General features: G+C 71.0%; 18 protein-coding genes and 14 tRNA genes. 10 read left to right on the forward strand and 22 right to left on the reverse strand.

The annotated features are described in order from the left end of the window. The first annotated feature begins 68 nt into the window (after positions 1-68). From urtB to urtE, 4 genes are all read left to right on the forward strand, one after another. Complete coding sequence (gene urtB / locus WMF27_RS27725; protein WP_437765852.1) at positions 69-965, forward strand: urea ABC transporter permease subunit UrtB; 897 nt, start codon at positions 69-71, stop codon at positions 963-965. Positions 966-979: 14 nt separating this feature from the next. Next, the gene (gene urtC / locus WMF27_RS27730; RefSeq protein WP_437765851.1) at positions 980-2,113 is read left to right on the forward strand and encodes an urea ABC transporter permease subunit UrtC; all 1,134 of its coding nucleotides are present in this window, start codon (positions 980-982) and stop codon (positions 2,111-2,113) included. 93 nt (positions 2,114-2,206) lie between these two features. Next, positions 2,207-3,034, forward strand: coding sequence for an urea ABC transporter ATP-binding protein UrtD (gene urtD / locus WMF27_RS27735; protein ID WP_437765850.1), 828 nt, complete (start codon positions 2,207-2,209; stop codon positions 3,032-3,034). 4 nt (positions 3,035-3,038) lie between these two features. Continuing rightward, on the forward strand, positions 3,039-3,740 hold the full coding sequence (gene urtE, locus WMF27_RS27740) for an urea ABC transporter ATP-binding subunit UrtE (protein WP_437765849.1): 702 nt from the start codon (positions 3,039-3,041) through the stop codon (positions 3,738-3,740). Positions 3,741-3,784: 44 nt separating this feature from the next. On the opposite strand, the gene WMF27_RS27745 is transcribed toward urtE, so the two are convergent. After that, on the reverse strand, positions 3,785-4,738 hold the full coding sequence (locus WMF27_RS27745) for a hypothetical protein (protein ID WP_437765848.1): 954 nt from the start codon (positions 4,736-4,738) through the stop codon (positions 3,785-3,787). A 371-nt stretch (positions 4,739-5,109) separates the two neighbouring features. Next, positions 5,110-5,958, reverse strand: coding sequence for a DUF4351 domain-containing protein (locus tag WMF27_RS27750; RefSeq protein WP_437765847.1), 849 nt, complete (start codon positions 5,956-5,958; stop codon positions 5,110-5,112). Between the two features lie 1,400 nt (positions 5,959-7,358). Here WMF27_RS27750 and WMF27_RS27755 point away from each other — a divergent pair. From WMF27_RS27755 to WMF27_RS27775, 5 genes are all read left to right on the forward strand, one after another. Further along, complete coding sequence (locus WMF27_RS27755; protein ID WP_437943129.1) at positions 7,359-7,700, forward strand: hypothetical protein; 342 nt, start codon at positions 7,359-7,361, stop codon at positions 7,698-7,700. Between the two features lie 428 nt (positions 7,701-8,128). Further along, positions 8,129-9,031, forward strand: coding sequence for a hypothetical protein (locus WMF27_RS27760; RefSeq protein WP_437943130.1), 903 nt, complete (start codon positions 8,129-8,131; stop codon positions 9,029-9,031). 531 nt (positions 9,032-9,562) lie between these two features. Continuing rightward, on the forward strand, positions 9,563-11,152 hold the full coding sequence (locus WMF27_RS27765; protein WP_437765844.1) for a DUF4215 domain-containing protein: 1,590 nt from the start codon (positions 9,563-9,565) through the stop codon (positions 11,150-11,152). Positions 11,153-11,206: 54 nt separating this feature from the next. Beyond that, positions 11,207-12,268 (forward strand): hypothetical protein, encoded by a 1,062-nt coding sequence (locus WMF27_RS27770; protein ID WP_437765843.1) that lies wholly within the window; start codon positions 11,207-11,209, stop codon positions 12,266-12,268. Positions 12,269-12,985: 717 nt separating this feature from the next. Continuing rightward, positions 12,986-13,561, forward strand: a complete 576-nt coding sequence (locus tag WMF27_RS27775) for an HPF/RaiA family ribosome-associated protein (protein ID WP_437765842.1) — start codon at positions 12,986-12,988, stop codon at positions 13,559-13,561. A gap of 75 nt (positions 13,562-13,636) precedes the next feature. Here the strand turns inward: WMF27_RS27775 and WMF27_RS27780 are convergent, their stop codons facing one another. The 19 genes from WMF27_RS27780 to WMF27_RS27870 all read right to left on the reverse strand — a co-directional run bounded on the left by WMF27_RS27780 (position 13,637) and on the right by WMF27_RS27870 (position 23,674). Next, positions 13,637-15,853, reverse strand: coding sequence for a protein kinase domain-containing protein (locus WMF27_RS27780; RefSeq protein ID WP_437765841.1), 2,217 nt, complete (start codon positions 15,851-15,853; stop codon positions 13,637-13,639). A gap of 112 nt (positions 15,854-15,965) precedes the next feature. After that, complete coding sequence (locus WMF27_RS27785; RefSeq protein WP_437765840.1) at positions 15,966-16,484, reverse strand: HNH endonuclease; 519 nt, start codon at positions 16,482-16,484, stop codon at positions 15,966-15,968. Between the two features lie 60 nt (positions 16,485-16,544). Continuing rightward, positions 16,545-16,617 (reverse strand) — tRNA-Leu (locus tag WMF27_RS27790). A gap of 4 nt (positions 16,618-16,621) precedes the next feature. Beyond that, a tRNA-Leu gene (locus WMF27_RS27795) sits at positions 16,622-16,703 on the reverse strand. Between the two features lie 15 nt (positions 16,704-16,718). After that, positions 16,719-16,792 (reverse strand) — tRNA-Pro (locus tag WMF27_RS27800). Between the two features lie 45 nt (positions 16,793-16,837). Beyond that, positions 16,838-16,911, reverse strand: a tRNA-Pro gene (locus tag WMF27_RS27805). Between the two features lie 86 nt (positions 16,912-16,997). Then, a tRNA-Glu gene (locus WMF27_RS27810) sits at positions 16,998-17,071 on the reverse strand. Positions 17,072-17,272: 201 nt separating this feature from the next. After that, positions 17,273-17,344 (reverse strand) — tRNA-Ala (locus WMF27_RS27815). Between the two features lie 122 nt (positions 17,345-17,466). Beyond that, positions 17,467-17,536: transfer RNA gene (locus WMF27_RS27820), tRNA-Trp, on the reverse strand. Between the two features lie 4 nt (positions 17,537-17,540). Next, positions 17,541-17,612 (reverse strand) — tRNA-Asp (locus tag WMF27_RS27825). Positions 17,613-17,619: 7 nt separating this feature from the next. Further along, a tRNA-OTHER gene (locus WMF27_RS27830) sits at positions 17,620-17,742 on the reverse strand. 76 nt (positions 17,743-17,818) lie between these two features. Further along, positions 17,819-17,890, reverse strand: a tRNA-Arg gene (locus tag WMF27_RS27835). A gap of 184 nt (positions 17,891-18,074) precedes the next feature. After that, positions 18,075-19,754 (reverse strand): TROVE domain-containing protein, encoded by a 1,680-nt coding sequence (locus WMF27_RS27840; RefSeq protein WP_437765839.1) that lies wholly within the window; start codon positions 19,752-19,754, stop codon positions 18,075-18,077. A 99-nt stretch (positions 19,755-19,853) separates the two neighbouring features. Beyond that, positions 19,854-19,928 (reverse strand) — tRNA-His (locus tag WMF27_RS27845). A 12-nt stretch (positions 19,929-19,940) separates the two neighbouring features. Then, positions 19,941-20,013, reverse strand: a tRNA-Pro gene (locus WMF27_RS27850). 99 nt (positions 20,014-20,112) lie between these two features. After that, positions 20,113-20,184: transfer RNA gene (locus WMF27_RS27855), tRNA-Asn, on the reverse strand. Between the two features lie 101 nt (positions 20,185-20,285). Beyond that, a tRNA-Lys gene (locus WMF27_RS27860) sits at positions 20,286-20,359 on the reverse strand. 913 nt (positions 20,360-21,272) lie between these two features. Further along, complete coding sequence (locus WMF27_RS27865; RefSeq protein WP_437765838.1) at positions 21,273-22,514, reverse strand: tetratricopeptide repeat protein; 1,242 nt, start codon at positions 22,512-22,514, stop codon at positions 21,273-21,275. A 92-nt stretch (positions 22,515-22,606) separates the two neighbouring features. Continuing rightward, the gene (locus tag WMF27_RS27870; protein WP_437765837.1) at positions 22,607-23,674 is read right to left on the reverse strand and encodes a protoporphyrinogen/coproporphyrinogen oxidase; all 1,068 of its coding nucleotides are present in this window, start codon (positions 23,672-23,674) and stop codon (positions 22,607-22,609) included. Between the two features lie 204 nt (positions 23,675-23,878). Between WMF27_RS27870 and WMF27_RS27875 the strand changes: the two genes are divergently transcribed. Beyond that, positions 23,879-25,597, forward strand: coding sequence for an NAD-dependent malic enzyme (locus WMF27_RS27875; RefSeq protein ID WP_437769798.1), 1,719 nt, complete (start codon positions 23,879-23,881; stop codon positions 25,595-25,597). A 44-nt stretch (positions 25,598-25,641) separates the two neighbouring features. Here WMF27_RS27875 and WMF27_RS27880 read toward each other — a convergent pair whose 3' ends face one another. Further along, the gene (locus tag WMF27_RS27880; protein ID WP_437293542.1) at positions 25,642-26,055 is read right to left on the reverse strand and encodes a hypothetical protein; all 414 of its coding nucleotides are present in this window, start codon (positions 26,053-26,055) and stop codon (positions 25,642-25,644) included. Positions 26,056-26,167: the final 112 nt, after the last annotated feature.

A 26,167-nucleotide genomic window follows, 5' to 3' on the forward strand; every position in this document is an offset into this window, starting at 1 on the left:
ACGCCCTCCGCGCCTCCGCGGCTCGAACCTCACTGTGCGCGGCGTCTCGATCGGTTGGGTGCTCTAGAATGAACGAAGTTCTACTCCACGCCTTCAACGGCCTGAGCCTGGGCTCGATCCTCCTGCTCATCTCGATGGGCCTCGCGTTCTCCTTCGGGCTCATGAACGTGATCAACATGGCCCACGGCGAGTTCATCATGGCGGGGGCCTACACGACGTACGTCATCGGGCACCACGTCGCGCCGCTCGTCGGGGGGACCGAGGCCGGGCTCTGGTTCCTGCTCGCGCTGCCGGCCTCGTTCCTCGTGGCCGGCGTGCTCGGGCTCCTGCTCGAGCTCACGATGGTTCGCTTCCTCTACGGCAGGCCGCTCGACACGCTGCTCGCCACATGGGGGGTCGGGCTCGTGCTGCAGCAGGCCGCGCGGAGCCTGTTCGGCGCGTCCAACGTGCAGGTCTCGAGCCCATCGTGGCTGAGCGGCGGCGTGGCCCTGTCGGGCGGCGTGCAGCTGCCTTACAAGCGGGTCTTCCTCATCGCGCTCGTGATCGCGTGCATCGCCGCCGTCTACACGTACCTGCACCGCTCCGCGGGCGGCAGGCGGCTGCGGGCGGTCATGCAGAACCGCGAGATGGCCTCGTGCCTCGGCGTCCGCTCGCGCCGGGTCGACGCCGCGACGTTCGCGCTCGGCGCCGGGCTCGCCGGGATCGCGGGGTGCGCGCTGACGCAGCTCGGCTCGATCGGGCCGTCGCTCGGGACGAACTACATCGTCGACGCCTTCATGGTGGTCATCCTCGGGGGCCTCGGGCGGCTGCCTGGCACGGTGGTGGCCGCGCTCGTGATCGGCGTCGCGAACACGCTGCTCGAGCTCTCGACGACCGCGTCGCTCGGCAAGGCGCTCGTGTTCGCGCTGGTGATCGCCTTCCTGCAGTGGCGTCCGACAGGCCTGCTCGCCCTGCGCACACGATAGGAGAGGACATGGACATGGCCCCTCGAGACTCCGCCCTTCGCAATTTCGTCTGGACCTGGGGAGCGCCGCTCGCCGTGGCGCTCCCGCTCCTCGTCGCGCCGCTCGTGCTCTCCGATTTCCGCCTGAACCTGCTCGGCAAGTTCCTCACGTACGCCATCGTCGCCCTCGGGCTCGATCTCATCTGGGGCTACGGCGGGATGCTGAGCCTCGGGCAGGGGCTCTTCTTCGGCCTCGGCGGCTACGCGATGGCGATGTACCTGAAGCTGGAGACGTCCGGCTCGCGCCTGCCCGATTTCATGAGCTGGAGCGGCCTCGAGGCGCTGCCGCTCTTCTGGGAGCCGTTCCGCTCGCCGGTCGTGGCCCTCTGCGCCGTCGTCCTCCTGCCGATGGCGATCGCGTCCGCGGTGGGTTATCTCGTCTTCCGGAGCCGCGTCCAGGGGGTGTATTTCTCGCTGATCACCCAGGGGCTCACGCTGATCGCGTCGATCCTCTTCATCGGCCAGCAGGCGATGACGGGCGGCACGAACGGGATCACGAACCTGAAGACGATCTTCGGCTTCGCGCGGGGGGCGACCGGGACGCAGACGGTGCTCTATTTCGTGACGCTCTTCTGCCTCGGGGCGCTCTATCTCCTGTGCCGGAAGCTCACCCAGTCGCGCTTCGGGCGCCTGCTCGTGGCGATGCGGGACGACGAGAACCGGGTGCGCTTCCTCGGCTACAACCCGGTCACGCTGAAGACGCTGGTGTTCGCGCTGTCGGCGGGCATGGCGGGCATCGCGGGCGCGCTGTTCGTCTGCCAGGTCGGCCTCATCTCGCCCTCCTCGATGGGCGTGATCCCGTCGGTCGAGATGGTGACCTGGGTGGCCGTCGGCGGGCGCGGCACGCTGATCGGCGCGGTCGTCGGGGCGATCCTGGTCAGTTTGGGCAAGAGCGCGCTCAGCGAGTCGTACCCCGAGGTGTGGCAGCTCGGCTTCGGCGCGCTCTTCGCGGCGTCGGTCATGCTGCTCCCGAAGGGCGTCTCGGGCTTCCTGCAGCGGCACGCCGCGAAGCTCTCCCGCCGCGACACGGGCGGCGCGGCGGAGCCGGCGGGCGGGGATGAGGTCGACCCGGCGGCGGGCTCAGAGGCGCCAGCGACGACCGGTCGCTGAGGGGGAGGCGCGGAGATGAGCGGAAGCGAGCACGGAAACGAGCGCGGAAACGAGCGCGGAATCGAACGCAGAAACGAGGAGAGGAGCAGCGCGATGAGCCGCGGCAACATCGTCGAGGTCCAGCGGGTGACGGTGAGCTTCGACGGCTTCAAGGTGCTGGACGAGCTCGACTTTTCCATCCAGCGCGGGGAGCTCCGGTTCCTGATCGGGCCGAACGGCGCGGGGAAGACGACGCTGCTCGACATCCTGACCGGCAAGACGAAGCCGTCGAGCGGACGAGTGGTGTTCCACGGAGGTGGGGAGTCCGGACAGGAGTCCGTGGAGGTGAATCGCCTGCCGGAGCACGCCCTGGTGCGGCTCGGGATCGGGCGGAAGTTCCAGACGCCGGCGGTGTTCGGGAGCCTCACGGTGCTCGAGAACCTGGAGGCGGCGATGGGCTTCCGGGAGAGCGCGCCGGGGCTGCTCCGCGGGCTGTCCGCGCCGCAAGAGAGGGAGATCGCCGAGACGCTCGATCGGGTCGGGCTCCGGCGGCGCGCGGACGTGCGGGCCGCGGTGCTCGCGCACGGGGAGCGGCAATGGCTGGAGATCGGCATGCTGCTCGTGCAGCAGCCGAAGCTGCTCCTGCTCGACGAGCCGGTGGCGGGGATGACCCGGCGCGAGCGCGACCGCACGGGGGAGCTCGTCCAGGAGATCGCGAAGCAGCGGTCGGTGCTGGTGGTGGAGCACGACATGGAGTTCGTGCGGCGCTACGCGAGCACGGTGACGGTGCTGCACGCCGGCAGGCGGCTGTGCGAGGGGCCGGTCGAGGAAGTCCAGGGGAATTCGAAGGTGATCGAGGTCTACCTCGGGCGGGCGCACGACGCGGGGCGCGCGCGGGGCGGGGCCAAGGCGCCGGCCGAGGCGCAGGCGGAGGAGCGGTAGCAGCATGCTGGTTGTCGAGGATCTCGCGGTCTATTACGAGGAGAGCTGCATCCTGTCGCAGGTCAGCCTGGACGTCGCGCCAGGGCGGGTGTCGTGCCTGCTGGGCCGCAACGGGGTCGGCAAGACGACGTTGCTCAAGGCGATCATGGGCGTGCTGAAGCCGCGGCGCGGCAGGGTGACGCTCGACGGGGCGGACCTCACGGCCAGGTCACCGAGCGACAGGGCGCGCGCGGGGATAGGCTATGTGCCGCAGGGGCGAGGGATCTTCCCTTACCTGACGGTGCGAGAGAACCTGCTCATGGGCTTCGAGGCGAAGAGCGATCCGACACCGAGCCCCGCTGCGCTGGACGAGATGATGGAGATGTTCCCCATCCTCAAGAAGTTTCACGCGCGGGCGGCCGGGACGCTGAGCGGCGGGCAGCAACAGCAGCTCTCCCTCGCGCGCGTGCTGCTGAGGAAGCCGAAGCTTCTCTTGCTCGACGAGCCGACGGAGGGGATCCAGCCGTCGATCATGCAGGAGATCGGGGAGGTCATCAAGGGGCTCGGGAAGAAGGGGGACATGGCGATCTTGCTCGTGGAGCAGTTTTTGGATTTCGCGCTCTCGACGGCGAGCGAGTACCTCATCATGGATAACGGGGGGATCGTGCGGCGGGGAAGCGTGGCGGAGTTCGACGACGAGATCGCAAGGGAGTTCCTGGCGGTGTGAGGGGCCTGTGGGCGGTCGATGCGGAGCCAGCCGCGAGCACGAGGCTACGCCAGCGCTTGCTCGGCGCTCGTCGCGGTCACCGCCTGGTCAAGCCATCGCTCCAGCGTGGCCGGCTCCGAGCAGGCGTCGATCTGGGCCTCGAGCGCCGCGCTGAGCGCAAGCCCACGCCGCGCCAGGACCCTGCGGAGCGCCGCGCGCGCTTCCGTCAGCCGGCCTTGCTCCTGGCCCTTCTCGATCCCCTTCTCGATCCCCTTCTCGATCCCTTGCTCGATCCCCTCCTGGATGAGCTGTGCCTTGACCTCCGGGCTATCGGCGAGCAAGGCGCGAAGGATCCACTGCCTGCGCGCCTCGATCTCCGGGTCGTCGGAGCGAGCGAAGCGTCGCAGCAAGTCCTCACGGGTCTGCGGTGACATCGGCAGGTACTCTAGCATAGAGATCACCCATTCCACCTCCCGCCGCGGTGCCACCCACCGGGCGAACTCGTCAAGGGCCTGTCCGGAGCGAGCCACCAGGAACGGCACGAGCTCGTCGCGCAGCGGTAGCTCGTTGGCGGCGATCCAGAGAAACTGAAACGGCGACGGCCCGACGCGGTAGCAGCCAGGAGAGAACCGCTCCGGCGCCCGCGCAACGTACAGCCACGACGGCAAGCGGGGAGCGACGACCCAGAGCGGCTCTTCGCCCATCCAGAGCGGCTCGCACGCGTAGATGCGCTCGATCTCGCGCGCCAGCCTGCGCAGCGTGGCGCGCTTGATCTCGCCGATGTCGACGTGGTCGCCGGCCATCTTGATCTCGACGAGCACCTCGTCATGGTCGCACGCCGCCGGCCAGGGCGCGGCGAGACGAGCGAGGCCGTCAGGCCGCAGCACACGGAGGTAACCGTCGGCCTGAACGCGCTCGAGTCGCACCTCGGGCGGCCGGTGCCATGCGGCGGAGCCGTCGGTGACGCGCGGGGTGTCCTCGGCGAAGGTCAGCTTCGCGAACCCGTCAAGCTTGCCCACGGCGGTCTTGATATCAACTCACCTACGGCGAAGCACTTCAAATAAGCGATCTGTACGGCAGATAAAGAGAGATGAATTCGCAACCCTGTGCGCAAGAGCGTGAGAGCGGGTGCCCCGACCCCGGCGCCGCGGGCGACACGTCACGCTCGGTCGGAGCGGCCGCGGCGCGACAGCGCTCAAGAGCAGCGCGACGGTAGGCCTCGGGGAGGCGGACGCCGTCGAGCCGGCCAAGGCACTGCGCAGCGGGAACACCTCAACGGGAGCCAGGGAGCGCACGCCGCGGAATGTCGTGGCCTGAGTTGCCGCGGAGCACGCTTGCGACGGAGTGGAAACGTGCCGGGTGCGTTGGGCGATCTCCCCGGCAACGGTCCTCAGCTCGGCACGTCGAGCACGTCGGCGAGGGTCTTCGCGCTGAGCACCCGCTCGGCCCAGAGCTCGAGCGCGGCGATCTCGGCCCCCTCGACTCGAGCCACGGCAGCTTCCGGCAGCTCGCCGAAACGAGCGCGCAAGAGCCGCAGCAGGATGGCACGCTCTCCTTCGTGGCGCCCCTGCGCGACGTACTTCTTGGCGAAATCGCTCTGGTATTCGTAGCCCTTCACCATCGCCTCCAGGGCCCGCCGGGCCGTATCGTCCAGGGAATTTAGCGCGAGATCGCCGTAGAACCTGGCCCTGTCCTCATCGAGCTCGCGGATGGCGGGCAGCACGGCGGCGGCGATGTTCGCGCCCTGCTCGCCCGCGCCATGCGCGAGGGCGGAGAGCACGCCCAGCTCGGGGCGTCGGGCCGCCTCGGCCGTGTCCGTCACGATCGGAACCGCCGCATGCCCCAGCACGGGCGGGCGCAGGACGAAGCCAGGAATACCGGTCTCGATGGGCTGTGCGCACCAGGCGGCGACGTCGGGGTCGGGAGCGACGACGAGCAGGCCGGCCGGGCACCGGTGAATGGCGCGTGCCCCCATGGTGTACTCGGGCCAGGTGAAGCGCTTTCGAGGATCGATGGCGAGCTGGACCTCGACGACGAGCACCGAGACGGGGAGTTCGTCGCCGAGCAAGAGGACGACGACGTCGGCGCGGTACTCGGCTGGCTGGATCTGGGTGAGATCGATCGAGGTGGTGCGCGCTCCGGCGTGTGGCGGCAGCGGGACGCCCAGCACCTCGACGAGGAGCTCGGCGGCGAGCGACGGGCGGTTCTTGAAGAGATCGACGAGGATCTCGTGGTCCATGGACGGCATCGTGCGGTGGCTCGCATGTGCTTGAGTTCTGGAAATGCGCGAGGGTTCCTCGGCGAACGTGTGCTTCGCGCCCCCATCGCGGCGACCAACGGCGGAGGTGATATCAGCGCTCCAGGAGGAACGCATTCGAAATATCGATGTTGAACCGCAGAAATAGAGACATCATGATGGCAGCCTGCGCGTAATGGCGTGAGTCTGCGCGCCTTGCAGCTGGGCGGCTCGCTCGGTCCGGGGGCTTCCGATGTTGCTCGGCGGGTGCCGTTTCAGGCCTCGACATGCTCGGCACCCTCTGGCCCACCTGTGCGAGCGCGCAGCTGCCGCAGATGCACGGCACGCTCTCCTTCGAGGCGCCCTTCTCTGCGGCCCTGGTCGCGCCCGAGCGCAACAGAACCTGAGCCTCTCCTCATCGAGGTCGCGGAGCGCGGGCAGCGCCGCGGCGGCCATCTTCGCGCCCCGCTCGCTGCCGCCGTGAGCCAGGGCGGAGTGGACGGCCAGTTCGTGCCGCCTCGGCGGTGTCCTTCGCGCTCGGAACCGACTACCGCCGCAGCACGGGCATGCGCAGGTCGAGGGTCCAACGGTGCAGGAGGAAATGAGGTGGAGGACGCGCGTCGGTGGACATCGTGAGCGGGGCGGCAGTAAAGGCATGGAGAAGCGGAAGGGCGCGAGATGGCTGTGGGCGGGGTGGGCGCTGGCGGCGGGCGGGTGCGGGTGGGTGGCTGAGCTGGAGGGTGGCTATTACGTGGTGCCCGGGGGAACCGGCGGGGAGGCGGGCGGCGGGAGCGGCGGAGCTGCCGGAACCGGCGAGAACGGAGCCGACGGAGCTGCCGGAACCGGCGGGAACGGAGCCGACGGAGCTGCCGGAACCGGCGGGAACGGAGCCGACGGAGCTGTCGGAGTCGCTGGGACCGGAGGAGAGGGCGGCGTGGAGTGTACGCCGGCCGGGAAGCGAGCCACCCCCCGCGAACACGGCGCCCGACGTCGTGCCGTCTCCCAGCACGGAGCCGACCGCAACGGCCTCTCCAGCAGCCAATACCCACCGTGCGGCTGGGGCGCAAATGAGCCGAGGGTCCGACGTGCCCCTTCCTTGCTCCCCGCGGACACCGCGTGTGGCCTGAGCTGCGGCCCGGCGAGGCGCGCGAAGGCGCGTGGCGGGGGACCTACCCCACCCTGCCGGACGGATGGAACCACCAAGACGCCACGAGACGCCGAGACTTTGTTCTTTCTTGGCGTCCCTGGCGCGCTTGGCGGTTCAAAAGACCCCACCTTCGGCCAAAGGGCCTCACCCCCCGAAGGCGGATGGGGACGTCATGGCACCGTCCTCACGGTTCGTTCGTTTCCTTGCCCTCGAGCGCCCGTATCCCGAGCTCCTCTTACCTGCTGAGTGACAGCGCATGGTCCTTTCACGCTTCCGCCGCTCCATCCCGCTCGTCACCGCCGTTGGCCTGCTCTCCCTCTCCGTGCCTGTGGCGGCGCAGGACATCGCGACCGCCGAGGCGCTCTTCGAGCGAGGGCTCGCCGACATGCAGGCGGGCCGCTACGAGACAGGCTGCAAGGTCCTCGCCGAGAGCGAGCGCATCGACCCTCAGCCCGGCACGCCCTTCACGCTGGCCGCCTGCGAGGCGCAATGGGGCCGGATCGCGACCGCGGTGGCGCACTTCAAGGATTACCTGGCGCGGCTCGATCAGGAGACCGGCCCGGCAGGAGCCGTGTTCGGCGCGCAATGGCACTTCTGACGCCAGCGGCAGCGCCTCCGTCGCTCCTCCCACCTCCCACATTCCCAGGATGCCCCCGCGAGCCAGCCGTCGCTCCTCCCACCATCCCACGATGCCCCCGCGAGCCAGCCGTCGCTCCTCCCACCATCCCACGATGCCCCCGCGAGCCAGCCGCCGCCCCTCCCGCCATCCCACGATGCCCCCGCGAGCCAGCCGTCGCTCCTACGGCCATCTCAGGATGCCCCCACGAGCCAGCCGTCGTTCTCCCGGCCATCCCACGATGCCCCCGCGAGCGAGCGCTCGTGCCAAACCGGATCCGCTGATGTCGATTCCCGGCAACGCTGTAACCACCTCACCACCGTCGTGAACGTGCCATCGCCTTGAACCCACCGTGCTCCGCTCGTTACCGTCCTCCGGTTACGCCTCACCCCATCGACCCAGGAGCGGACATGAGCCCTGAACCCAAGAGAATGAATGACCTCTTCGCCGAGATGAAGCCGACGCTGCTCGAGCTCCCCTCGGACTCGCTACAGAAGCCGCGCGTCTCGCGCGAGCGCGCGCTCCAGCTCACCGCGGCGCTGCGGCAGGAGTTCGCGCCGCTCGTGCCGCGGCTCGCCGAGGAGCTCTCCCCGGCCAAGGTCAAGAGGCGCAAGGCCGACCTCGACGCGCTCGAGCCGCGGGCGCTCGTGTTCTACGCCGCGGATCTCGCGGTCGACGCGCCGTGGACGTCGGCCCAGAAGGAGCGCCGGGCGGCGCTCGCGCGCAAGGTCCGCGAGCACGACGAGCTCCTCTCGGCGTGGGCCGCGCCGGTCTTCCGCAAGGACCCCGAGGCGAGCGCGATCGTCGCCGACATCCAGCGGGGCAAGGGCACCCGCGACGACGCCGAGGACACCGTCCGGCTCGTCGCGCTGTTTCGCCGGCACTGGCCGGCGATCAAGGGCCAGACGCCCGTCAAGGAGGCCTACCTGGACGAGGCCGAGGCCGACGCGACCGAGCTGCTCGCGCTCCTCGACGCCGGTGAGACCTCCGCCAAGGGCTCTCCGCGCGATCTCCGGCAGCGGGCGTACACCCACTGGCTCTCCGCGTACGTCGAGCTCCTCCACCTCGGCCGCTACCTGGAGCGAGACGACCCCGCCGCCGCGGAGCGCTTCCCGGCCGTCTCCGCCGAGCGCGGCGCCTCCACGCCCCAGGCCGCCCCCACGCCGCCGGCCGCGCCGCCGGCCGCGCCGCCGGCCACCGCGCCCGCGGCCTCGCCTGCCTCGCTTGCACCCGCAGGCTCGCCTTCGCCCGCGCCCACAGCGGCGCCGCCGGCGGCTTCGGCGCCGGACGGCGGCGGCCCGGCGCCCGTCTGACCCCGCGCCGCCCGATCCCACCCGCGACGGCGCCGGTGCGCCCGAACCAACCGACGACGACCGCGCCCAAACCGGTCGCGAGCGGCACGGCACCAACACCGATCAAGCCGGCCTCCAGCACGCTGTTCGGGCGCTACTGAGGTCGCCCGCCGGAGCCCTCCTCCGCCGAGACGGCGCGCCCGCCCGCACCGCTGTAAGGAGCAGTGTTTTCTCGGGCTTCATCGGAGGCGACCGTGCGCGGAGGCGTCACGGAAGCCCCATGTTCCGACAGCGTGTCCGTGAGGTCGCATGCTACGCGCGCCGCCGCCGCACGCCTTCTCTCCACGGAACGGCGCGCTGTCCTGCGCGGATCGCGGATCACGGGCCCCGCATCACGAGCGCGGCGCGCGGCAAACGCGGCGCGCCAACGAACGCGGATGCCGTGAACCGGGGTTGGCAGGCGAAGCCGTTGCACTGAAGATGGTGCGGCGCTGCGTCGTGGGGTGGAGTGCACCTCGCGTCTCGACAATCTCTCTCTGGTGGAGCGGGTGGATGAACGTACGACTCGTTGCAGGTCTCTTTGTGCTCGCGCTCTCGACGACCGCTGGGTGCGGCGGCGATGACGGCGAACGTGGCGAAGGCGGTGCCGGTGGCTCCGGCGGCTCCGGCGGCGCCCAGCCCACGGGCAGCGGCGCCGGTGCGTCGGGCGCGACCGGCACCGGCGGCGCCGGCGGCGCCGAGCCCGCGGGCACCGGCGGCTCCGGCGGCGCCGAGCCCGCGGGCACCGGCGGCACGGGTGGCTCCGAGCCCACGGGCACCGGCGGCGCGGGTGGCTCCGAGCCCACGGGCACCGGCGGCTCCGGCGGAGCGAGCGCCACGCCCTATGGAGCGGCGTGCACCTCCGATGCCGCCTGCCCCGAGGACTACTGCATCACCGAGCGCGAGTGGGGATGGCCGTCCGGCGCCTGCGCGGGCCAGTGTGATCCCGCCGTGGAAGACTGTTCCAACGGCGGCGTCTGTGAAGATTTCGGCGAGGGCCTGGGGTTGTGCCTCCTTCTGTGCAGCGGGCCGGACGATTGCCGCGATGGCTACCGGTGCAGCGAGGTCAGGGGCGGGCGCACCGCGTGCATCCCTGGGTGCACCGAGAGCTCGCAGTGCCGGACGCTCGGCGTGTGCGACACGCTCGACGGCCTCTGCAAGCTCGGCGAGACGGACTGCTCCGACGGCGAGGACGACGAGGGCGACGATCGCGTCGACTGCGCGGACACCGACTGCGCCGCGACCTGCCGTCCGCTCGTCGACGCAGCCTGCGCGGACGCAGCGCCGGCGACGACGACGACGATCGAGGGCGACACGTCGCTGGGCACGCGCGTGTTCGAAGGCACCTGCGGGGGCGTGGGGCCCGAGGAGGTCCACCTGTTCACGCCTCCCCCGGGGCAGTCGGGCACGCTCCGCGTCGTGCTCCAGTCGGGAACGGGGGCTCACGTCCTCTACGCCCGCACGGCGTGCGCGGACGGATCCACCGAGCTCGCCTGCCAGAACAAGACCGCCCCCTCGGGCGCCGGGCCTGAAATCGCGATCGTCGTGAGCCAGGACCAGGAGGTGCCGATCTTCGTCGATACCGTCACGTCCGCTGGCGCAGGGCCGTACACGCTGGAGCTCTCGTTCTCTCCGGCCACCTGCGGGGACGGCATCACCAGCCGGCCCGAGGAGTGCGACGACGGCAACACCGCCAGCGGCGACGGCTGCTCCGCCGAGTGCACCTGGGAGCTCGACGACCTCTGCGCGCACGCGCCCGTGGCCGTCCTCGGCGAGAACCGGGGCGACACGACGAGCGGGACGATGGTGTTCGACAGCACCTGCACCCGGCTCGGGATGCGGGAGGGGATCCACACGATCACGCCGCCGGGCGCTGGCAGGCTCAGGGTGGTGCTGTCCTCCGAGACCGACCAGGGCTTCTACGTGCGGGCCGGCTGCACGGGCCGTCAGCTGACGTGCATCGAGGAGCAGAACAAAGGCCGCGACGAGAGGATCGATATCGCCGTCGACGGCGGCGCGCCGCTGTTCATCTTCGTCGAGCCCTACAACGCGCAGGACGCCGGCCCCTACACGCTCAACCTCTCCTTCACGCCCGCCGGCTGAGCTCCCGCGCCTGGGAGCGCCCTCTCGCCGGGGCGGATGCGGTACGCTGCGCGCGTGCTCGCCGCCCCGCCTCCGCCTCCGCCTCCGCCCCATCGCCCCGCGCGCTGGCTCGCCGCCGCGTTGCTCGCCGCAAGCGCGTGTCAGCCGGCCTCGGCGCCTCCCGCCCGCGCCTCCCAGGACGCCGCGGCGCCCCCCGGCGCGGCGCGGCCCGCGATGCCGGCGCCTCACGACGGCGCCCCGCCGCCGCGGCCCGCGCCGCGCCCCCGCGGCGGCAACGGGCAGCCGGCGCTGGTGGCCGCGGGCGACGACGGCGCGGCGCTCGATGGCCGGTCGCCGGTGAGGCTCCCGCCGCCGCCGTTCGGCGCGGCGCTCGTCCGGCGCGCGCCGGCCGGAAGCTCCGCCGCGCCGCGCCTCGTGAAGGTCAGCGAGAAGAAGAACCAGATCACGGACGAGGCGGCATGGTTCACCACGAACGGCCTCGCGCTGCCGGTGATCACGCCGGCGCCGAGGGCGGACGCGGGCGGGGCGAGCGACACCTTCCCCTCCTTCGCTCCCGAGCGCTACCGCGATCAAGCGCTCGTCAAGGCGATCGGCCACGGGGACCACAGCGCGCTGCTCTACGGCCCGAGCTTCGCCGAGGCGCGCTTCGTCGCGATCCTCGACGCGGCGCACACGATCGTCGCCTTCTTCGACTTCGAGAGCTTCCTCACGCCGCCTGAGTTCGATCCCAAGGAAGCCGGCTTCGTGAAGGGCAGCATCGGCTGGGCCGCGGTCGAGGACGGCGTCCTCTACGTCTCGTCGGGGCACAGGACGTATGCGGCCTCGTCGAAGGGCAAGAACGCCTACCTGTCGGCCATCGAGCTCGCCTCGGGGCAGCTCCTCTGGCAGAGCGCGCCGCTCGTCTGCAACGCCGAGAACTTCGTCTTGCATGGAGATCACCTCCTCTGCGGATACGGCTTCACGGCCGAGCCGGATTTCCTCTATGTCCTCGAGCGCGCCACCGGCAAGGTGGCCTCGAAGCTGCCGCTCAAGAGCGGCCCCGAGTTCCTGGTCGAGAAGGACGGCAAGCTCTTCGTCCGCACGTACGACACGGATTACGTCTTCGAGATCCGCTGAAGCGGCGCCCCGACGCGCCGAGGAGCGCGCTCGATCCGAGGGCCACGGCGAGCACGAGCGCGCGGCGCGCGGCGGAGGGGGGGCCGAGCAGAGGAGCGCGGGCCGGCGGCGCGGCGACGATCGCGGCGCGAGCGCTCGCCCTCGTGCACGCCATCCTGTCGCTGCTCCTGCGCCGCACGACGACACGCCGTGCGCACGTGCTCCCGATCGGCACGGCGGGCGGGCCTCCGCGTCGCTCCGCGCTCCGTGAGGGCCCGCCGTGGCCGCCGCCCCTCGCGGCGCCCTTTGATGGCAGAGCTCGTCAGGACCGGGCGGCGCCGCTCCCCGGCTCGACACGCGTGGAGCGCCGACGAGACGCCATGGAACGACGTGAAGCGCGCCGCTCGTCGCAAACTGCCCCAGGCGAGCGCGCCCCGTCGCTTCGTGCCACACCACCGCGCCACCCTGGAGATCCACGAGGGACGCAAGAACTGGCTCCCTCCGCGCAGAGCCTGCGCCTCCGCGCGCGCGCCTGGCGCGCTCGACCGTGAAGGAGCGCGCCGCGCAGCGGTTGCGCGGGTGAGCGGCCATGGCAGCGAACTTGCTACCTGATCACGGCGAGCACACGCGAGGTGCTCGCGGTCGCAGGGCCAATCCCTCCGAGCCTGCGCATCCGGCGACGCAGACGCATAACGCGACGACGCTACAGCGTGATTCGAAGCGATGAAAGGAGAGGGCATGCAAGTGGAGCTCACCTTCCGACACATCGGCAAGAGCCCCTCGCTCGAGGAGCTGATCCAGGAGCAAGCGAACAAGATCGAGCGCTTCAACGACCACATCAACAGCTGCGCGGTGGTGGTCGAGCGCGACCACGCGAGCATGGGCACCGGCGGAGAGTACCGCGTGCGCGTCGACCTCCACGTGGCCGGCAAGCACGAGATCGTGAGCGAGGAGCGGGCCGCGAGGAACCTGCTGCCGGCGGCGGTGCGCGACGTGTTCCAGCGCGCCGGTCGCCAGCTCAAGAAGCTCGCGAACGAGCAGCGGAGCGAGGTGAAGGCCCACCCGGCGCAGGACACGGCCGGCGTCATCGCGAAGCTGTTCAACGACTACGGGTTCATCACGACGATCGATGGCCGGGAGATCTATTTCCACGAGCGAAGCATCGTATCGGCTCCGTTCTCCGATCTGAGGGTCGGCATGGGCGTCGCCTACACCGAGGAGGACGGCGACGAGGGGCCTCAGGCGAGCAGCGTGCGCGTCGTGGACGCGCGCGGCGGCAACCGTGGCCGCGAGGAGATACCCACGCTCAGCTAGCCGGAATGCTCAGGGCGCGCGGGGCTCGAGCGCGCGGCGCGAGCCCCGCCTCCCCGCTGTCCGCGGAGGCCGCGGCTATATCGTCGTATCGCGTCGCCACCGCCAGCGGGGCGCCGGCCGAGGCCTCGAGTCCGCCGGAGGCTCGGCCGGCGGCGTCGCGCTCTCCTCTCTCTCTTGCCTCGCAGGGGGCATGTCCCCGTCCGCGGGAGGCTCTGGCCGCGGCTGCGCCCTGCGCTGCCGCAGGGCGCACTCCTCGTTCTGCCTCTCCAATGCGTCGATCTGCGCGGAGGCCTCGTCGAGCCTGCGCTCGAGCAAGCCCACGCGCGTGGACTCGCGCCTCAGCTCCGACAGGGCCGCCCTGAGCTCGTGCTCGCTCGAGCGGAGCGCGGCCCTCACCCTCTCGCGCTCGTCCTCGGCCTGTCCGAGCCGCGCCGACAGGCGCTCGCGGTCCCCCTCGAGCCCGGCGATCTCGCGCTCCATGGCGCTCCTCGACTGCTCGTAGCGCTCGTCCGCCTCCACCTTCGCGGCGGCCGCGGCCTGCGCCGCGCGCCTCGCGCGGAGCTCGGCGCCCTCGGCCAGGCGCTTCGCCTCGGTCATCGAGTCCCTGGCGGAGTTGGCGCTCCTCGCGTCGTCGCTCGCCTTCATCGCGAGCGCGAGCGCCTCCTCGGTGGCGCGCTGCGCCTCGGTCATCTTCGCGAGGGCCTCCTGCGCGGAGGCGTTCGCGGCCGCCTCGAGGCGGCTGTGCTCCCGCGCGCCGCGCTCGGCGGCCTCGGCCGTCGCCCGCGCCCGCGTCGCGTGCACCCAGAACACCGTGGTCGTCGCGACCATGCCCATCAGGAAGACGACGCCGAGCGCAAGGAGCACCCGCGTGAGCCGCTCGCGGCGCGCCTCTGCGCCGAGGGCCGCGTCGAGGAAGCTGCGCTCCAGGGCCGAGAGGTCGTCGATGTCCCGGGCCCACGCGGACAGCTCGTGCAGCGCCTTGCCGCGCGGCAGGAGCCCCGGCGCCCTGCCGCTCGCGACCCACCTCGAGAGCGCCTCGTCGAGCTCCTTCTTCGCCCGGCCGAGCCGGTGCAGCGCCGTCGCCACCTCCGCCATGCGCGGCCGCGCATCGGGGTCGAACGACAGCACCCGGTGGACGAGGGCGACGAGATCGGGCGGCGTGGCGGCGCTCATCGGGGGCGGCCACGCGCCGCGCGGCGCGTCGGGCGTCTGCCCCTCGAGCAGCTCGTAGAGGATGACGCCGAGGGAGTAGACGTCCGCCTTGACGTCGACGCTCCCGGAGTGGCGCTCCTGCTCCGGCGCCATGTAGCTCCTCGTCCCGAGGCCCCACGCGCCTTCCTGCGTGAACGGCATCGTGGGCTGTCCCGCGCCCACGCCGCTCGACGCGCGCCCGGCGGGCTCGATGGACACGCGCCCCGCTGCAGAGGAGACCACCCCGGGCGGGATCTCGACCGGCGCGGGGAAGGTCTGGATCGCTGGCCTCTCGAGGCTCACGCGAGGAAGGCTCCGGAGCGCGTCGTCCTCGCGCAAGTCGCGCTCCGCCGTCGAGCTCTCTTCGCTGTCCGCCGTCGCGCGCGCGTCGCTCGCAGGGCCGCCCGCGATCCCCGCCCGGCCGGCGGCGCTCTCGGGGTCGGGCGCCATCCCCACCGTCGGCGCGGTCGGCGCAGAGAGCTCGGTGCGGAGCGGGGGCACGGACGCCGGCGCGAGGGAGCCCCTCGCGTCCAGCTCCAGCACCTCGGGGAGGCCGCCCCAGAGGACCTTCGCGATGCCGAAATCGAGGATCTTGACGCGGCTGCCCCCGGGGGCGAGCTCGTCGTCGATCACCATGATGTTCTCCGGCTTCAGATCGCGGTGGACGACCTTGGACGCGTGGGCCGCGGCCATGGCCGACGCGATCTGGTAGCCGAGCCGCACGACCTGCCGCGGCCGATCCGCGGCCGGCACGGCCTGCACCCAGTCGCGCAGCCCCCGCCCGTCCAGGTACTCCATCACGATGTAGGGCGAGCCGTCCTCGAGCTCACCGGAGTCGAAGACACGGACGATGCCGGGGTGGTTGATGATGTTGACGGCGATCGCCTCCTGCCGGAAGCGCGCCACGACGTCCGGCCGGCGGGCGTAGTCGCCGAGCAGCACCTTGATCGCCGCCCGCGCCCGCGTCTTCGGGTGCAGCGCCCGGAAGACGCGCCCCATCCCGCCGCGGCCGAGCTCTCCCTCGATGAGCCAGCCCCGCAGGATCGCGGGGAACGGCGCGTCCTCGTCCTCCGCGCGGCCGTCGGCCTGACGCGTCTCCATGCCTGGCCATCCTGCACCCGCGCGGCCGCCGGCGGAAGCCCCGACGCGCGCCGGCGCGCCCGACCCGCCGTCTGCACGACGGGCCGCGGCGCGCCGGCGCGAGGGGCTCAGCTCAGCCCAGGCTCGCGCAGTAGCCTGCCCACACCTCCGGGATGCGCCGCTCGCTCAGGCCCATGACGGGCGCAGGCGGCAGCCACTTCGGCTTCACCGGGGCGCGGAGCAGCTTCATGCCGGCCTGCTCCGGCGTACGCCCCCGCTTCGTCGAGTTGCACGCGTAGCAGGAAGCGACGATGTTGTCCCAGACGGTCTTGCCACCCTGCACACGCGGGATGACGTGATCGTAGTTGAGCTCACGGGCCACCTTCTTCACGCCGCAGTACTGGCAGCGGAATCCGTCGCGCAGGAGGACGTTGAGCCGCGAGAACTTCACGCCGCGCTTCATCCCCAGCGTCGGCCGCTTCAGCCGCACCACCGCAGGCGCGTTGATGGAGAGCGACGGCGACCGGATGACGTCGTCGTACACCTCGATGACCTCCACCTTGCCCAGGAAGCTCATCGTGACGGCGGTCTGCCAGGGGATGACCTTATGGGGCACCATCCATGGCGTCAAAAGCAGCGTCTGCGCGGTCATGGCCCACCTCTCTATCGTCTCTTTCTCTTCATGACGTCACTCCAGGTTAGACGCAATCGGTGCCCGGGGAGGGAGTCGAACCCCCAGATGGCTGGGTCTAAGCCAGCAGCGTTTGCCGTTTCGCCACCCGGGCAGGGTGTCACCGGTGGGACTCGAACCCACATGCCCCGAAGGGCGCAGGATCTCAGCCTGCCACGTATGCCGTTCCGTCACGGTGACGTCTGCGCGACGCGGTCTGAGTGGGAGGATTCGAACCTCCAGCCCCCGGCTCCCCGAGCCGGTGCTCTACCAGGTTGAGCCACACCCAGAGGGTCTTCGTCGCGCGTCGCGGCGGAGCTGTCGCCCCTCCGCGGTCTGGGTGGGGGGATTCGAACCCCCAGTCCCCGGCTCCCGAAGCCGGTGCTCTACCAGGTTGAGCCACACCCAGAAATCTATCCTCAAGATGGAATTGGCAGGCTCGCTCGCTCGGGCGCGGGCTCCCCAAGGAGCACGCTGGCGAGCGGAGCGGCCCGGTGTCCCCAGCGGGATTCGAACCCGCGTCTCCGGAGCGAAAATCCGGCCGCCTGAGCCTCTAGCGAGATGGGGACAGGGACACATGATCAGGAGAGCCGACCTGCGGCCCCGGCGCCGCGATGTCGCGGGCGCAGAGCGCCCGCACATCGTGTGCGGCCGCCGGACGGCGGCCCGCCTCGGCAACGAGACGAACGAACGGGCAAAGGGCGCCGTGGGGAGGCCCCAAGGGGGAACTGCCAAGCGGCATGGTAACCCACGAACATTGGCCCGTCCGGTGGAGCGACGAGGGGTCGAACCTCGATCCCTGCCGTGCGAAGGCAGTGTTCTCCCGGTTGAACTATCACCCCGAGCCAGCGGCTCTGGCGTCAGATCTTCATCATCGAACATCCATCTCCTTGTCTCCCTGCCTCCTCGCCCTTGGACGATCATCTATCGATTTTATTGGGTTCATCGCGCTCCTTTTTTGCGGCGGGGTGTGAAGGAATCGAACCTTCTCGCAGGAGTTTTGGAGGCTCCGCCGTCTCCATGACGCACACCCCGAGGCGCCCCCGAGGAGGATCGAACTCCCCTCACCTGATCGACAATCAGGCTGCCTCACCAGATGCATACGAGGGCAAACCAGCGCCGCCGACGGGATTCGAACCCGCGTCATCCAGATGAACGGTAACCGTCCTCCTTCGGCCCGGATCGGGCAAATGGTGGAGAGCGGAATGTCAGGTGCTCTACCAGGCTGAGCTACGGCGGCAAAGGTCGGGATCCGAGAACCGTCGTCCTTCGGCCCGGATCGGGCGAGAGAGCGGGCGACGGAGAGGGGATCCCGGCGCCCCCGGCGGGACTCGAACCCGCATCGACCGGCTTCGTAGGCCGGCCCCTATCCATTCGGGCTCGGGGGCTGTTGCTGAGAGCGGGACGCTGGAGTCGAACCACGAGAACTGTCCCTCTGAGGCCCGGGAGATCCCGGGCAAAGGGTGAAGGACAGGTGCCATCCATCATGGCGGCGTCCCGCAAGAGGAGGGCGCTCGTGAGGCGCCCTCGTCGGACGGACGGGCCGGCGGAGCCCGTCCGTCACGCTGCCTGTCACGAGACACCCCGGGTGAAATCCGCCATCACCTGGGGGGCCGCCCCGTCGAACCCCACGACATCGAGCATGCCGGGGTCCGTGGGATCGGCGATCGAGAAGCCGGTCGACGTCATGCCGACGACGATCAGCCGGGCCGGTCGGCCCATCGCCTGCCGGTATTCCCTGAGCGCCTGGAACGGGTGAACGGCGCCCGCCCAGGTCTCGTTGTCCGTGTAGATGACGAACGCGTCGACCTCTACCCGGTTCCGCTTCGCCCAGACCATCGGCAACGCGCAGTCGGTGCCGCCGAAGGGGAGGCCACCCACCGCGCGCAGCACGTCGTCGAGGCGCTGCTCCGGCGACACCGACAGCGGCATGAGGCCGGAGGCGCCCCCGCCCCACTTGCCGCCGTACCCGCCCGACGCCGCCGAGAAGCCGACGACGCCATACTCGCGCTCGATCCTCGCCGTCGCCATGGCCATGGCTGCGCTCGCCACGCGCGGCGTCAAGCCAGGGACGCCGGCGATGGAGCCGCTGGTCATGGACCCGGAGATGTCGAGCGCCAGGAGGTGCTTCTTCCCCGTCGGCTCGGCCGCCCGGAACGCGAGGTAAAACGCCTCGTTCAGCGCGTCGACGACCTCGCGGACCGGGGTCCACGAGAGCGCGTTGGCGCGCCGGCGAGCGCGCTCGCCGTGGCCCTGCTCATAGACCTTGAGGGCCGAGAGCACGGCGATGGGGTGGACCCGGGCCGCGCGCAGGCGCCCGGCGTCGGTGAGCTGTCGCGCCACCCTGCGGGACGCGTCGCTCATCGGCGAGAGCAGGCCGATCGCGGTCATCTTCCCCAGGTTCCGGAGGAGCGCCGTCTGAGGCATGTGCTCGAGCAGCGCCTCCCAGACCGCGGGGTCGTTCTTCCACTCGGTCAGGAGCATCTCGTGCGTGAAGCGATGCTGCCTGATCAGCGCGGTGACCTGCTTGCGGTTCGTCGCCGCGCGGAGCGACTCGAACGCGCGCACCGCGTCCGGCAGATCGGTCATGGGCAGCGCCTTGCCGCGCGCCGACGCCTTGCCGAGCGCCTCGACGCCGCCGACGATCCAGCGGTAAAGGGCGTCGTGCTGCGGGGTCGGCGCGACCGGGTGCGCGAGCCGCAGGAGATCGCGGTGGCTGTAGCCGTCGCGCTGCTGGTACTTCATCGCCTGGTACGCGACCCTGTCGACGGGCTTGTCGTTGTACCAGGCGGCGACGGCGGACCGGAGCCCGCGCCCCCACTTGCGGAACCCCTGCACAATGCGGGTGAAGTGGAAGAGATCCGTCCCCGTGCGGCACACCTCGGGCAAGGCCGCGAGGGCGGCCTGCCGGGTCTCGAGCTTCGCGTCGGCGGCGGCGATCGCGAGCGCGAAGATCGCGGGCGCGTTCTTCGGCGCTCGCCCCGAGCCGCTGATGTCGACGATGCGCTGCACGGCGCGGGGCCCATCCGCGGCGAGGCACGCCTCGACGGCGCGGGCGTTCTCCACCGTGAGCTTCCGCTCGGACGCGTAGTAGGTTGCCCCCTCGGCGCCGAGGATCAGCCAGCGGTCGAGCCTCGCCCATTCGTCGAGGGCGAAGGCGAAGCCGCCGGCGCTGTTCTTCACCTGATCGGCGCGCGCCTTCTGCCGCTGCGGGGTGACCAGCGCGGCGAAGTGCTTCAGATAATCGGCCATCACACCACCTCCGGCCCGGGCCCCCGGGCAAAAGAGGACGGATAAAAGAGCGCGCTCGGGTTGATCTACCAAAGATAACCGAGCGCGTTCGACCCGTCCTGGGTGGGCGTACGGGGATCGAACCCGCCTCCGCAGGGTCACAACCTGCCCTCTTCACCAGAAGAGAAACACCCACGCAAACCATCGTCGGGATGGCCGGAATCGAACCGGCGGTTCTCCTCACCCCAGATGAGGCGCCCTTCCACTGGGCTACATCCCGCAGCGCCCGCTCGAGCGAGGCGCCGACGCGCCCCCGGCCGGCGGCGAGCCGGCGCCTCGCGCGAGCGAAGCGGGCCTGCCTCCCGCGATGGGGGCGCGGCTCCGGCGGGAGGACTCGAACCTCCAACCACCCGCTTAACAGGCGGGGGCTCTACCATTGAGCTACACCGGAACATGGAGGCGCAGCGCGCCTCCATCTACATCATCCTGGATTGTCACAGATCAGGTGTCCCCCACCGCCGGCGCGGCTGCGCCGGCGAGGACGAGGACAGGTGGACCCGAGAGGAATCGAACCTCCGACCGTCCGCTTAAGAGGCGGCTGCTCTATCCATTTGAGCTACGGGTCCGCGCGGAGGGCACACCTCCGCATGACCTGCCGTGTCAGCAAGCCAGTGCACGTCGACCATTCCGCGAAAGCATCACCCGGCGCCGCGAACGCGCGCCGCGGCGCTCATTCTCGAATCGAATGCTCCCGGCGCATTCTCTGCCGCGCCTCCTTTCTCCGGGCGCAACTCCCCCACCGCAACGCGCGACGACGTCGCGCGCTGCGCGCAAGACAACTCATCTCCTCGACGCGCAGGCAGCCGGCGATCCACAGCAGGCCGACAGCCCACAGCAGATCTCCAGCCCACCGGCAGGCCGACAGCCCACAGCAGATCTCCAGCCCACGAGCGGGCCGATAGCCGCAACGAGCCGACAGCCCACAAGCCCCCAGAACGCCGAAGGCCGCCTGGGTTTCCCGCGGCGGCCTTCGCGAACGTCGTCGTTCGACGCGTGCTTAGCTGCCTCTAGGCGCTATTCTCCGGGTTACCGAGCTTCCGCGACGGACGGAGGCCGCAAGGGTAGCCTGGATTATGCGCCCAATGTTCACCGCCCAGCAGGCGATCCCATGCCATGGTCGCGTCGGGCGTTCCCGACTTGGACAGGATGGTAATGAGCTGCAGGTGGTCGCGACGGCTGAACATGGCGAATCCTCGTGTTCCGACTAAGTACCGCTCTTGGACGGGCTACGCAACAGAAAAGTTCCTCGAGTCGATTCTTTTTTCGGTGCCTCCGGCGCCTTCGACATTGGCGCTCCCCGGTCCGGGCGCAGCCGGTGCAATCGTCGGCGCAATCGAGGAATCACGCCGTCTTCCTTTTGCCGGCGCCCGCCCTCGACCTGCATATGCCGAGGGCGTCACGCGCGACCCGCGACGGCGCTCAGGCCCCCTGAGCCAGGAGCGACGGCAGCAGGCGACCGCGCGCAGCGCACCTCGTGGCTTATTTCGTGCTGACGTCGACGCTGGCGCCGAGCCGAACTCGCTCGTCACAGCCGCCGCCGGAGACGACCAGCTGACCGCCCTGCACCTTCACGTCGGCCTCGCCCCCAGCCGGCCAGCGCAGCGCCACGATCGCCCGGCCGGTGCGCGCGTCATAGAACGTCCGCTCGCGGTAGCTCGCGCCGTCCCGGCAGCGCATCTCGCCGTTAATCTCTCCGTCGTAGACCGCGCCCGCGCCGTCGAAGGTGCTCTCGACCACGAGCAGCCCCCCCTCGACCGAGCCGCTCACGCTGCGTATTCCATGGCAGTGCGCGGGCCAGCCCCCCGAATGACCGCCTTTCACGACCAGGAGCCCGTCCGGCTTGCGGGGGAAGACCACATGGTTGCTGTGGTGCACGAACATCATGTAGTCGCGAGAGAAGATCCACGGCGGATCGCCGGCGCACGGGCTGTCGGCCGCCCACGTCGAGCCGGGCCTGCACAGGCGCTCTCGCGCCGCGGCCTCGCTCGTCGCCTCGCCGGGCGCCTCCTCGGCTGTGCCGATGCGCGCGAGGAGCTCGGTCCACCCCTCCACGAGCTCGGCGCCCTCGAGGTCGGCCTTGCGGACCTCCACGGTGCACGTCGATCTGCCGGCGAGCTTGTTGCGCGTCGCCGCCGAAGGCCTGAGCAGGTGCGCGTTGGCGTAAGCGACCCGGGCCGCCTCGGCGTCACCCGCCCTCTCGCGCAGGAGCCCGAGGTTGAACCAGATCTGGGAGCGCAGCTCGGGATCGCCCGCCCCCGCGAGCGCCGCGTTGAAATCGCCGTCCGCCGCGGCGCTGTCCCCCGCGGTCAGGTGCGCGAAGCCTCGCTCGGCGAGCGCCCGCGCGTCGCTCGGGTCCGCGGCGATCGCCTCGGTGAACGCCTGGATGGCCGCATTGAAGTCCAGCTTCTTGGTCGCGAGCCGGCCTCTCGCCAGCGCGGCCTTGTACGTGGCGAGGGCCTGCTTCTCCTTCTCGGTGAGCGGGCGCGCGCTCGGCGCGGGCAGGGCCGACGGCGCGGGCAACGCCGACGGCGCCGGCGGCGCGGCGCTGCTCGCCGACGCGACGGCGGCAGGTGAGCTCGCCGCGACGGGCGGCGCGCTCTCGGCGGTCGGCCGCGGCGGCTGGTCACGGCAGCCCGCGGCCACGCACGCCGCGATGAAGCCGAGCGCGAGGCGCCCCTCGACGTCGCGCGCGCAGCGACGGCCGGTGAACTCCGTGGTCATGGTGCGCATCCTCGCCCGTCCGGGTCGAGCCTGTCATCGCAGATCGATGCCGGCAGGCCGCGCGGCCCGCAGCGCCGGAGCGCGACAGCGCTCTACAGGGCCCCGACGCGCTCCGCGGCCGCCTCGGCGGAGCGCACGGCGGCGTCGATCCCGGAGCCGTGGAACGCCGATCCGGCAAGGAGCACGCCGCTGCCGGCGAGCGCCAGCTCGACCTCTCTGACCCGCGCCGCGTGCGCGGGGGTGGAGACCGGGAGCGCGCTCGACCAGCGCGAGACCCACGCGCGCTCGGAGGGCCCGTGCACGCGCAGCACGCGCGCGAGCGAGGCCTCGGCGCGCGCCGTCCAGGCGTCGTCGCCCATCCGCTCGAGGTCCGCCGGATCGGGGCGGAAGAAGAGGCGAAGCGTGACGTGGCCGGCGGGGGCGCGCCCGGCGAACTTCGAGGTCGTGAACGTGCACGCGCGGAAGCCGTGCGCCTGGTGCCCCGCGGCGACGACGAAGCCGGTGCCGTCGAGCGGGTGCTCGATCGCGGCGCGCGGGTACGCCAGCGAGACGGTCACGCTGGAGAGCGTCTCGGCGTCGCGGAGCGCCCGCCCCGCCTCGCCGAGCAGCGCGGCCGCGCCGGCGGCGTGGGTGGCGAGGACGACCGCGCCGGCGTCGATCTCGGCCCCTCCGGCGAGCGCGAGGCGGAAGCCGCCGGCCACCGGCGCGAGCGAGGCGACCGCCGCGGAGGTGCGCACGTCGACGCGCCCGGCGATCGCGAGCGCGAGCGTCTCGGTCAGCTGCGCCATCCCGAGGCGGAAGGTCCGGATCCCCTTGCCGAGCTCGTCGCGCGGCACCTGGAAGCCGAGGAACTCCGCCGCCTCGCCCGGCGCGAGCTCCCGCAGCGCGACGCCGTCGAAGCCGAACGACCGGTGCGTCTCCTGACCGACGAGATCGCCGGCGATGCCGAGCGCGCTCGCCAGCCCAGGGACGGCCTCGCTCCGCGCGATGAACCCCTCGGCGCCGAGCTCGACGACGAAGCCGGAGGCCCGCTCCGTCCAGAGCTGCCCGCCGACCCGCGGAGCCGCCTCGACGAGCGTCACCTGGTCGCCCGCCATCGCTCGCCGGAACGCAACGATGCACCCGGCCAGACCGCCTCCAATGACGGCAATGCGTCGCATCGCGCCTCTATACCACGAGGCGATAACAATGTGAGAAGCACCGCGTCCGGCGAGCAGGATCCGCCCTGGTTCGCCCGCCGGCGATAACACGATGAGAAGCACTCCGTTCACCGAGCGGGAGCCACCCGAGTTCGCCCGCTCGAGCGCTCGATCCCTCAAGGAACGCTCGCCGGCGCGCGCGCATCGGTCTAGAATGCCTCGATGGTGAGGATCTCAAAGTATTTCGACGTCAAGAGAGACGCCTCTGGCCGCGAGTACATGGAGGTGTACTTCGACGGAATCGCCCTCCTCAGGCTCGTCATGACCAACAAGGGGACGGCCTTCACGCCGGAAGAGCGCGTGAACCTCGGGCTCGACGGGCTGCTCCCGCCGCAGGTCAACACCATGGAACAGCAGCTCGCCCGCGTCTATGGCGGGTTTCGCCGCGAGCCGACGCCGATCGCCAAGTATCAGTATCTGCGGGCGCTCCAGGAGCGCAACGAGATCCTCTACTATGCGCTGCTCAATCGCCACCTCGGCGAGATGCTGCCCATCGTCTACACACCGACCGTGGGCGAGGCCGTGCAGCAGTTCAACTTCCTCTATCAGAGCGCGCGCGGCGTCTCGTTCTCTCCCGCGAACATCGATCGCGCCCAGCGCGTGCTCGCGAGCTTCCCGTGGGAGGACGTGCGCATGATCGTGGCGACCGACTCCTCCGCGATCCTCGGCATCGGCGACCAGGGTTACGGCGGGCTCGCCATCCCGATCGGCAAGCTCGCGCTCTACACCGCCGGCGGCGGCGTGAGCCCGTTCCACACGATGCCCGTGGTCCTCGACGTGGGGACCGACCGCGCCGATCTCATCGAGGACCCGTTCTACCTCGGTGTTCGCCAGCGCCGCCTGCGCGGCGACGCCTACTTCGACTTCTTCGACAGGTTCGTCGACGCCGTGAAGAGCAGCTGCCCCCGCGCCGTCATCCAGTGGGAGGACCTCTCCAAGGAGGCCGCCTTCTCCGTGCTGGATCGGTACCGGAAGGTGATCCCCTCCTTCAACGACGACATCCAGGGGACAGGGGCAGTCACCCTCGCGGGCGTGGTCGCCGCGTGCAGGCTGCGCGGCGAGCGGCTCAGGGACCAAGCGGTGGTCATCCACGGCGCGGGCGCGGGCGGCGTCGGCGTCGCCTGGGCCGTCTGCCAGGGGATGCTCCGCGAGGGGCTCACCGAGGACGAGGCGCTCGCCCGCATCTTCGTCCTCGACTCGAAGGGCCTCCTCGCGAAGGACCGCCCGATGGAGGAGTACAAGCGCAAGTTCGCGCAGGATCCGGGGAAGATCGCCGCATGGAAGAAGGCCGGGGCCGTGCCGACGCTGCTCGAGACCCTCGAGAACACGCGCGCGACCGTGCTCCTCGGGCTGTCCGGGCAGCCGCGCTCGTTCAGCGAGCCCGTGATCAAGGCGATGGCCGCCAGCACCCCGCGGCCGGTCATCTTCGCCCTCTCCAACCCGACGAGCGCCTGCGAGGCGCTCCCCGAGGAGATCCTCGCCCTGACCGAGGGCCGCGCGCTCGTCGCGACCGGCAGCCCGTTCCCGCCCGTGGAGGTCGACGGCAAGGCCATCCCCATCGGCCAGGGCAACAACGCCTTCATCTTCCCGGGGCTCGGGTTCGGCTCCATCCTGTCCGACGCGCGCGAGATCACGGACGGCATGGTGCTCGCGGCGGCGTATGCGCTCGTCGACTACACGGCGGAGAAGCACCTCGACAAGGGGCTCATCTACCCGCCCGTGGAGGAGCTCCAGGAGGTCTCCACGCGCGTCGCCGTCGCGGTCATCCGGGCGGCGTTCGAGGACGGCGTGGCGAGGAGCAAGAAGGTCGACCCCGGGAATGTCGAGGCCTATGTGAAGGCGCGGTTCTGGCAGCCGAAGTACCTGCCGTTCGTCCGCGGCTAGCGCCCGGCGCGGTGGGGCGCCCGCGGCGCGCGCCGCGCTCCACCTCAGCCGAGCTGGGACAGGAACTTCCGGAGCTGCTGCGCCTCCACCATCGTCATCACCGGGACGAGCCAGGCCTCGAGCGAGGTGGTGTCGCGAAACGCCTTTCGGCTCGAGTTGTGCGCGTCCCGGATGAGGCGCTCGACCTGGAGCCCCAGGATCGCGTTCGACACCGGCAGCAGGTAGGCCGTCCGGTGCACCGTGGCGTTCTGGACCCGCATCATCTCCAGGAACTTCTCCGCGCTCTCGGGCGCGAGCACGTCGACCTGGAGCAGCTCGATGCAGACGACAGCGCCGTGCCGGTTCTGGGTCACGACGCCCTGGATCCGGGCGATGCACGCGTCGACCTCGCCAGTCGGGAGCGGTGATGCGAGCCTCACCTCGATGAGACGACCGGCCCTGTTGTCAACGGAGTACATGAGGGGAATTCACCCTACCGTAGACGTCCAGACCAGAGCACGTCAATGAACGGCGGTTTCCTGCGGAGCGGCGCCGTGCGCGCGCACACGTCATCGACGGTTTTTGTCAGCA

Source organism: Sorangium sp. So ce281, from assembly GCF_051527395.1.
In the GTDB taxonomy this organism is placed as follows: domain Bacteria; phylum Myxococcota_A; class Polyangia; order Polyangiales; family Polyangiaceae; genus Sorangium; species Sorangium cellulosum_B.

What these genes read in the sequence shown, in the direction of transcription:
- urtB (WP_437765852.1), top strand. Translation starts at nt 69, where the DNA reads ATGAACGAAGTTCTACTCCACGCCTTCAACGGCCTGAGCCTGGGCTCG.
- urtC (WP_437765851.1), top strand. Translation starts at nt 980, where the DNA reads ATGGCCCCTCGAGACTCCGCCCTTCGCAATTTCGTCTGGACCTGGGGA.
- urtD (WP_437765850.1), top strand. Translation starts at nt 2,207, where the DNA reads ATGAGCCGCGGCAACATCGTCGAGGTCCAGCGGGTGACGGTGAGCTTC.
- urtE (WP_437765849.1), top strand. Translation starts at nt 3,039, where the DNA reads ATGCTGGTTGTCGAGGATCTCGCGGTCTATTACGAGGAGAGCTGCATC.
- WMF27_RS27750 (WP_437765847.1), bottom strand. Translation starts at nt 5,958, where the DNA reads ATGGACCACGAGATCCTCGTCGATCTCTTCAAGAACCGCCCGTCGCTC.
- WMF27_RS27755 (WP_437943129.1), top strand. Translation starts at nt 7,359, where the DNA reads ATGGTCCTTTCACGCTTCCGCCGCTCCATCCCGCTCGTCACCGCCGTT.
- WMF27_RS27760 (WP_437943130.1), top strand. Translation starts at nt 8,129, where the DNA reads ATGAGCCCTGAACCCAAGAGAATGAATGACCTCTTCGCCGAGATGAAG.
- WMF27_RS27765 (WP_437765844.1), top strand. Translation starts at nt 9,563, where the DNA reads ATGAACGTACGACTCGTTGCAGGTCTCTTTGTGCTCGCGCTCTCGACG.
- WMF27_RS27775 (WP_437765842.1), top strand. Translation starts at nt 12,986, where the DNA reads ATGCAAGTGGAGCTCACCTTCCGACACATCGGCAAGAGCCCCTCGCTC.
- WMF27_RS27780 (WP_437765841.1), bottom strand. Translation starts at nt 15,853, where the DNA reads ATGGAGACGCGTCAGGCCGACGGCCGCGCGGAGGACGAGGACGCGCCG.
- WMF27_RS27785 (WP_437765840.1), bottom strand. Translation starts at nt 16,484, where the DNA reads ATGACCGCGCAGACGCTGCTTTTGACGCCATGGATGGTGCCCCATAAG.
- WMF27_RS27840 (WP_437765839.1), bottom strand. Translation starts at nt 19,754, where the DNA reads ATGGCCGATTATCTGAAGCACTTCGCCGCGCTGGTCACCCCGCAGCGG.
- WMF27_RS27865 (WP_437765838.1), bottom strand. Translation starts at nt 22,514, where the DNA reads ATGACCACGGAGTTCACCGGCCGTCGCTGCGCGCGCGACGTCGAGGGG.
- WMF27_RS27870 (WP_437765837.1), bottom strand. Translation starts at nt 23,674, where the DNA reads ATGCGACGCATTGCCGTCATTGGAGGCGGTCTGGCCGGGTGCATCGTT.
- WMF27_RS27880 (WP_437293542.1), bottom strand. Translation starts at nt 26,055, where the DNA reads ATGTACTCCGTTGACAACAGGGCCGGTCGTCTCATCGAGGTGAGGCTC.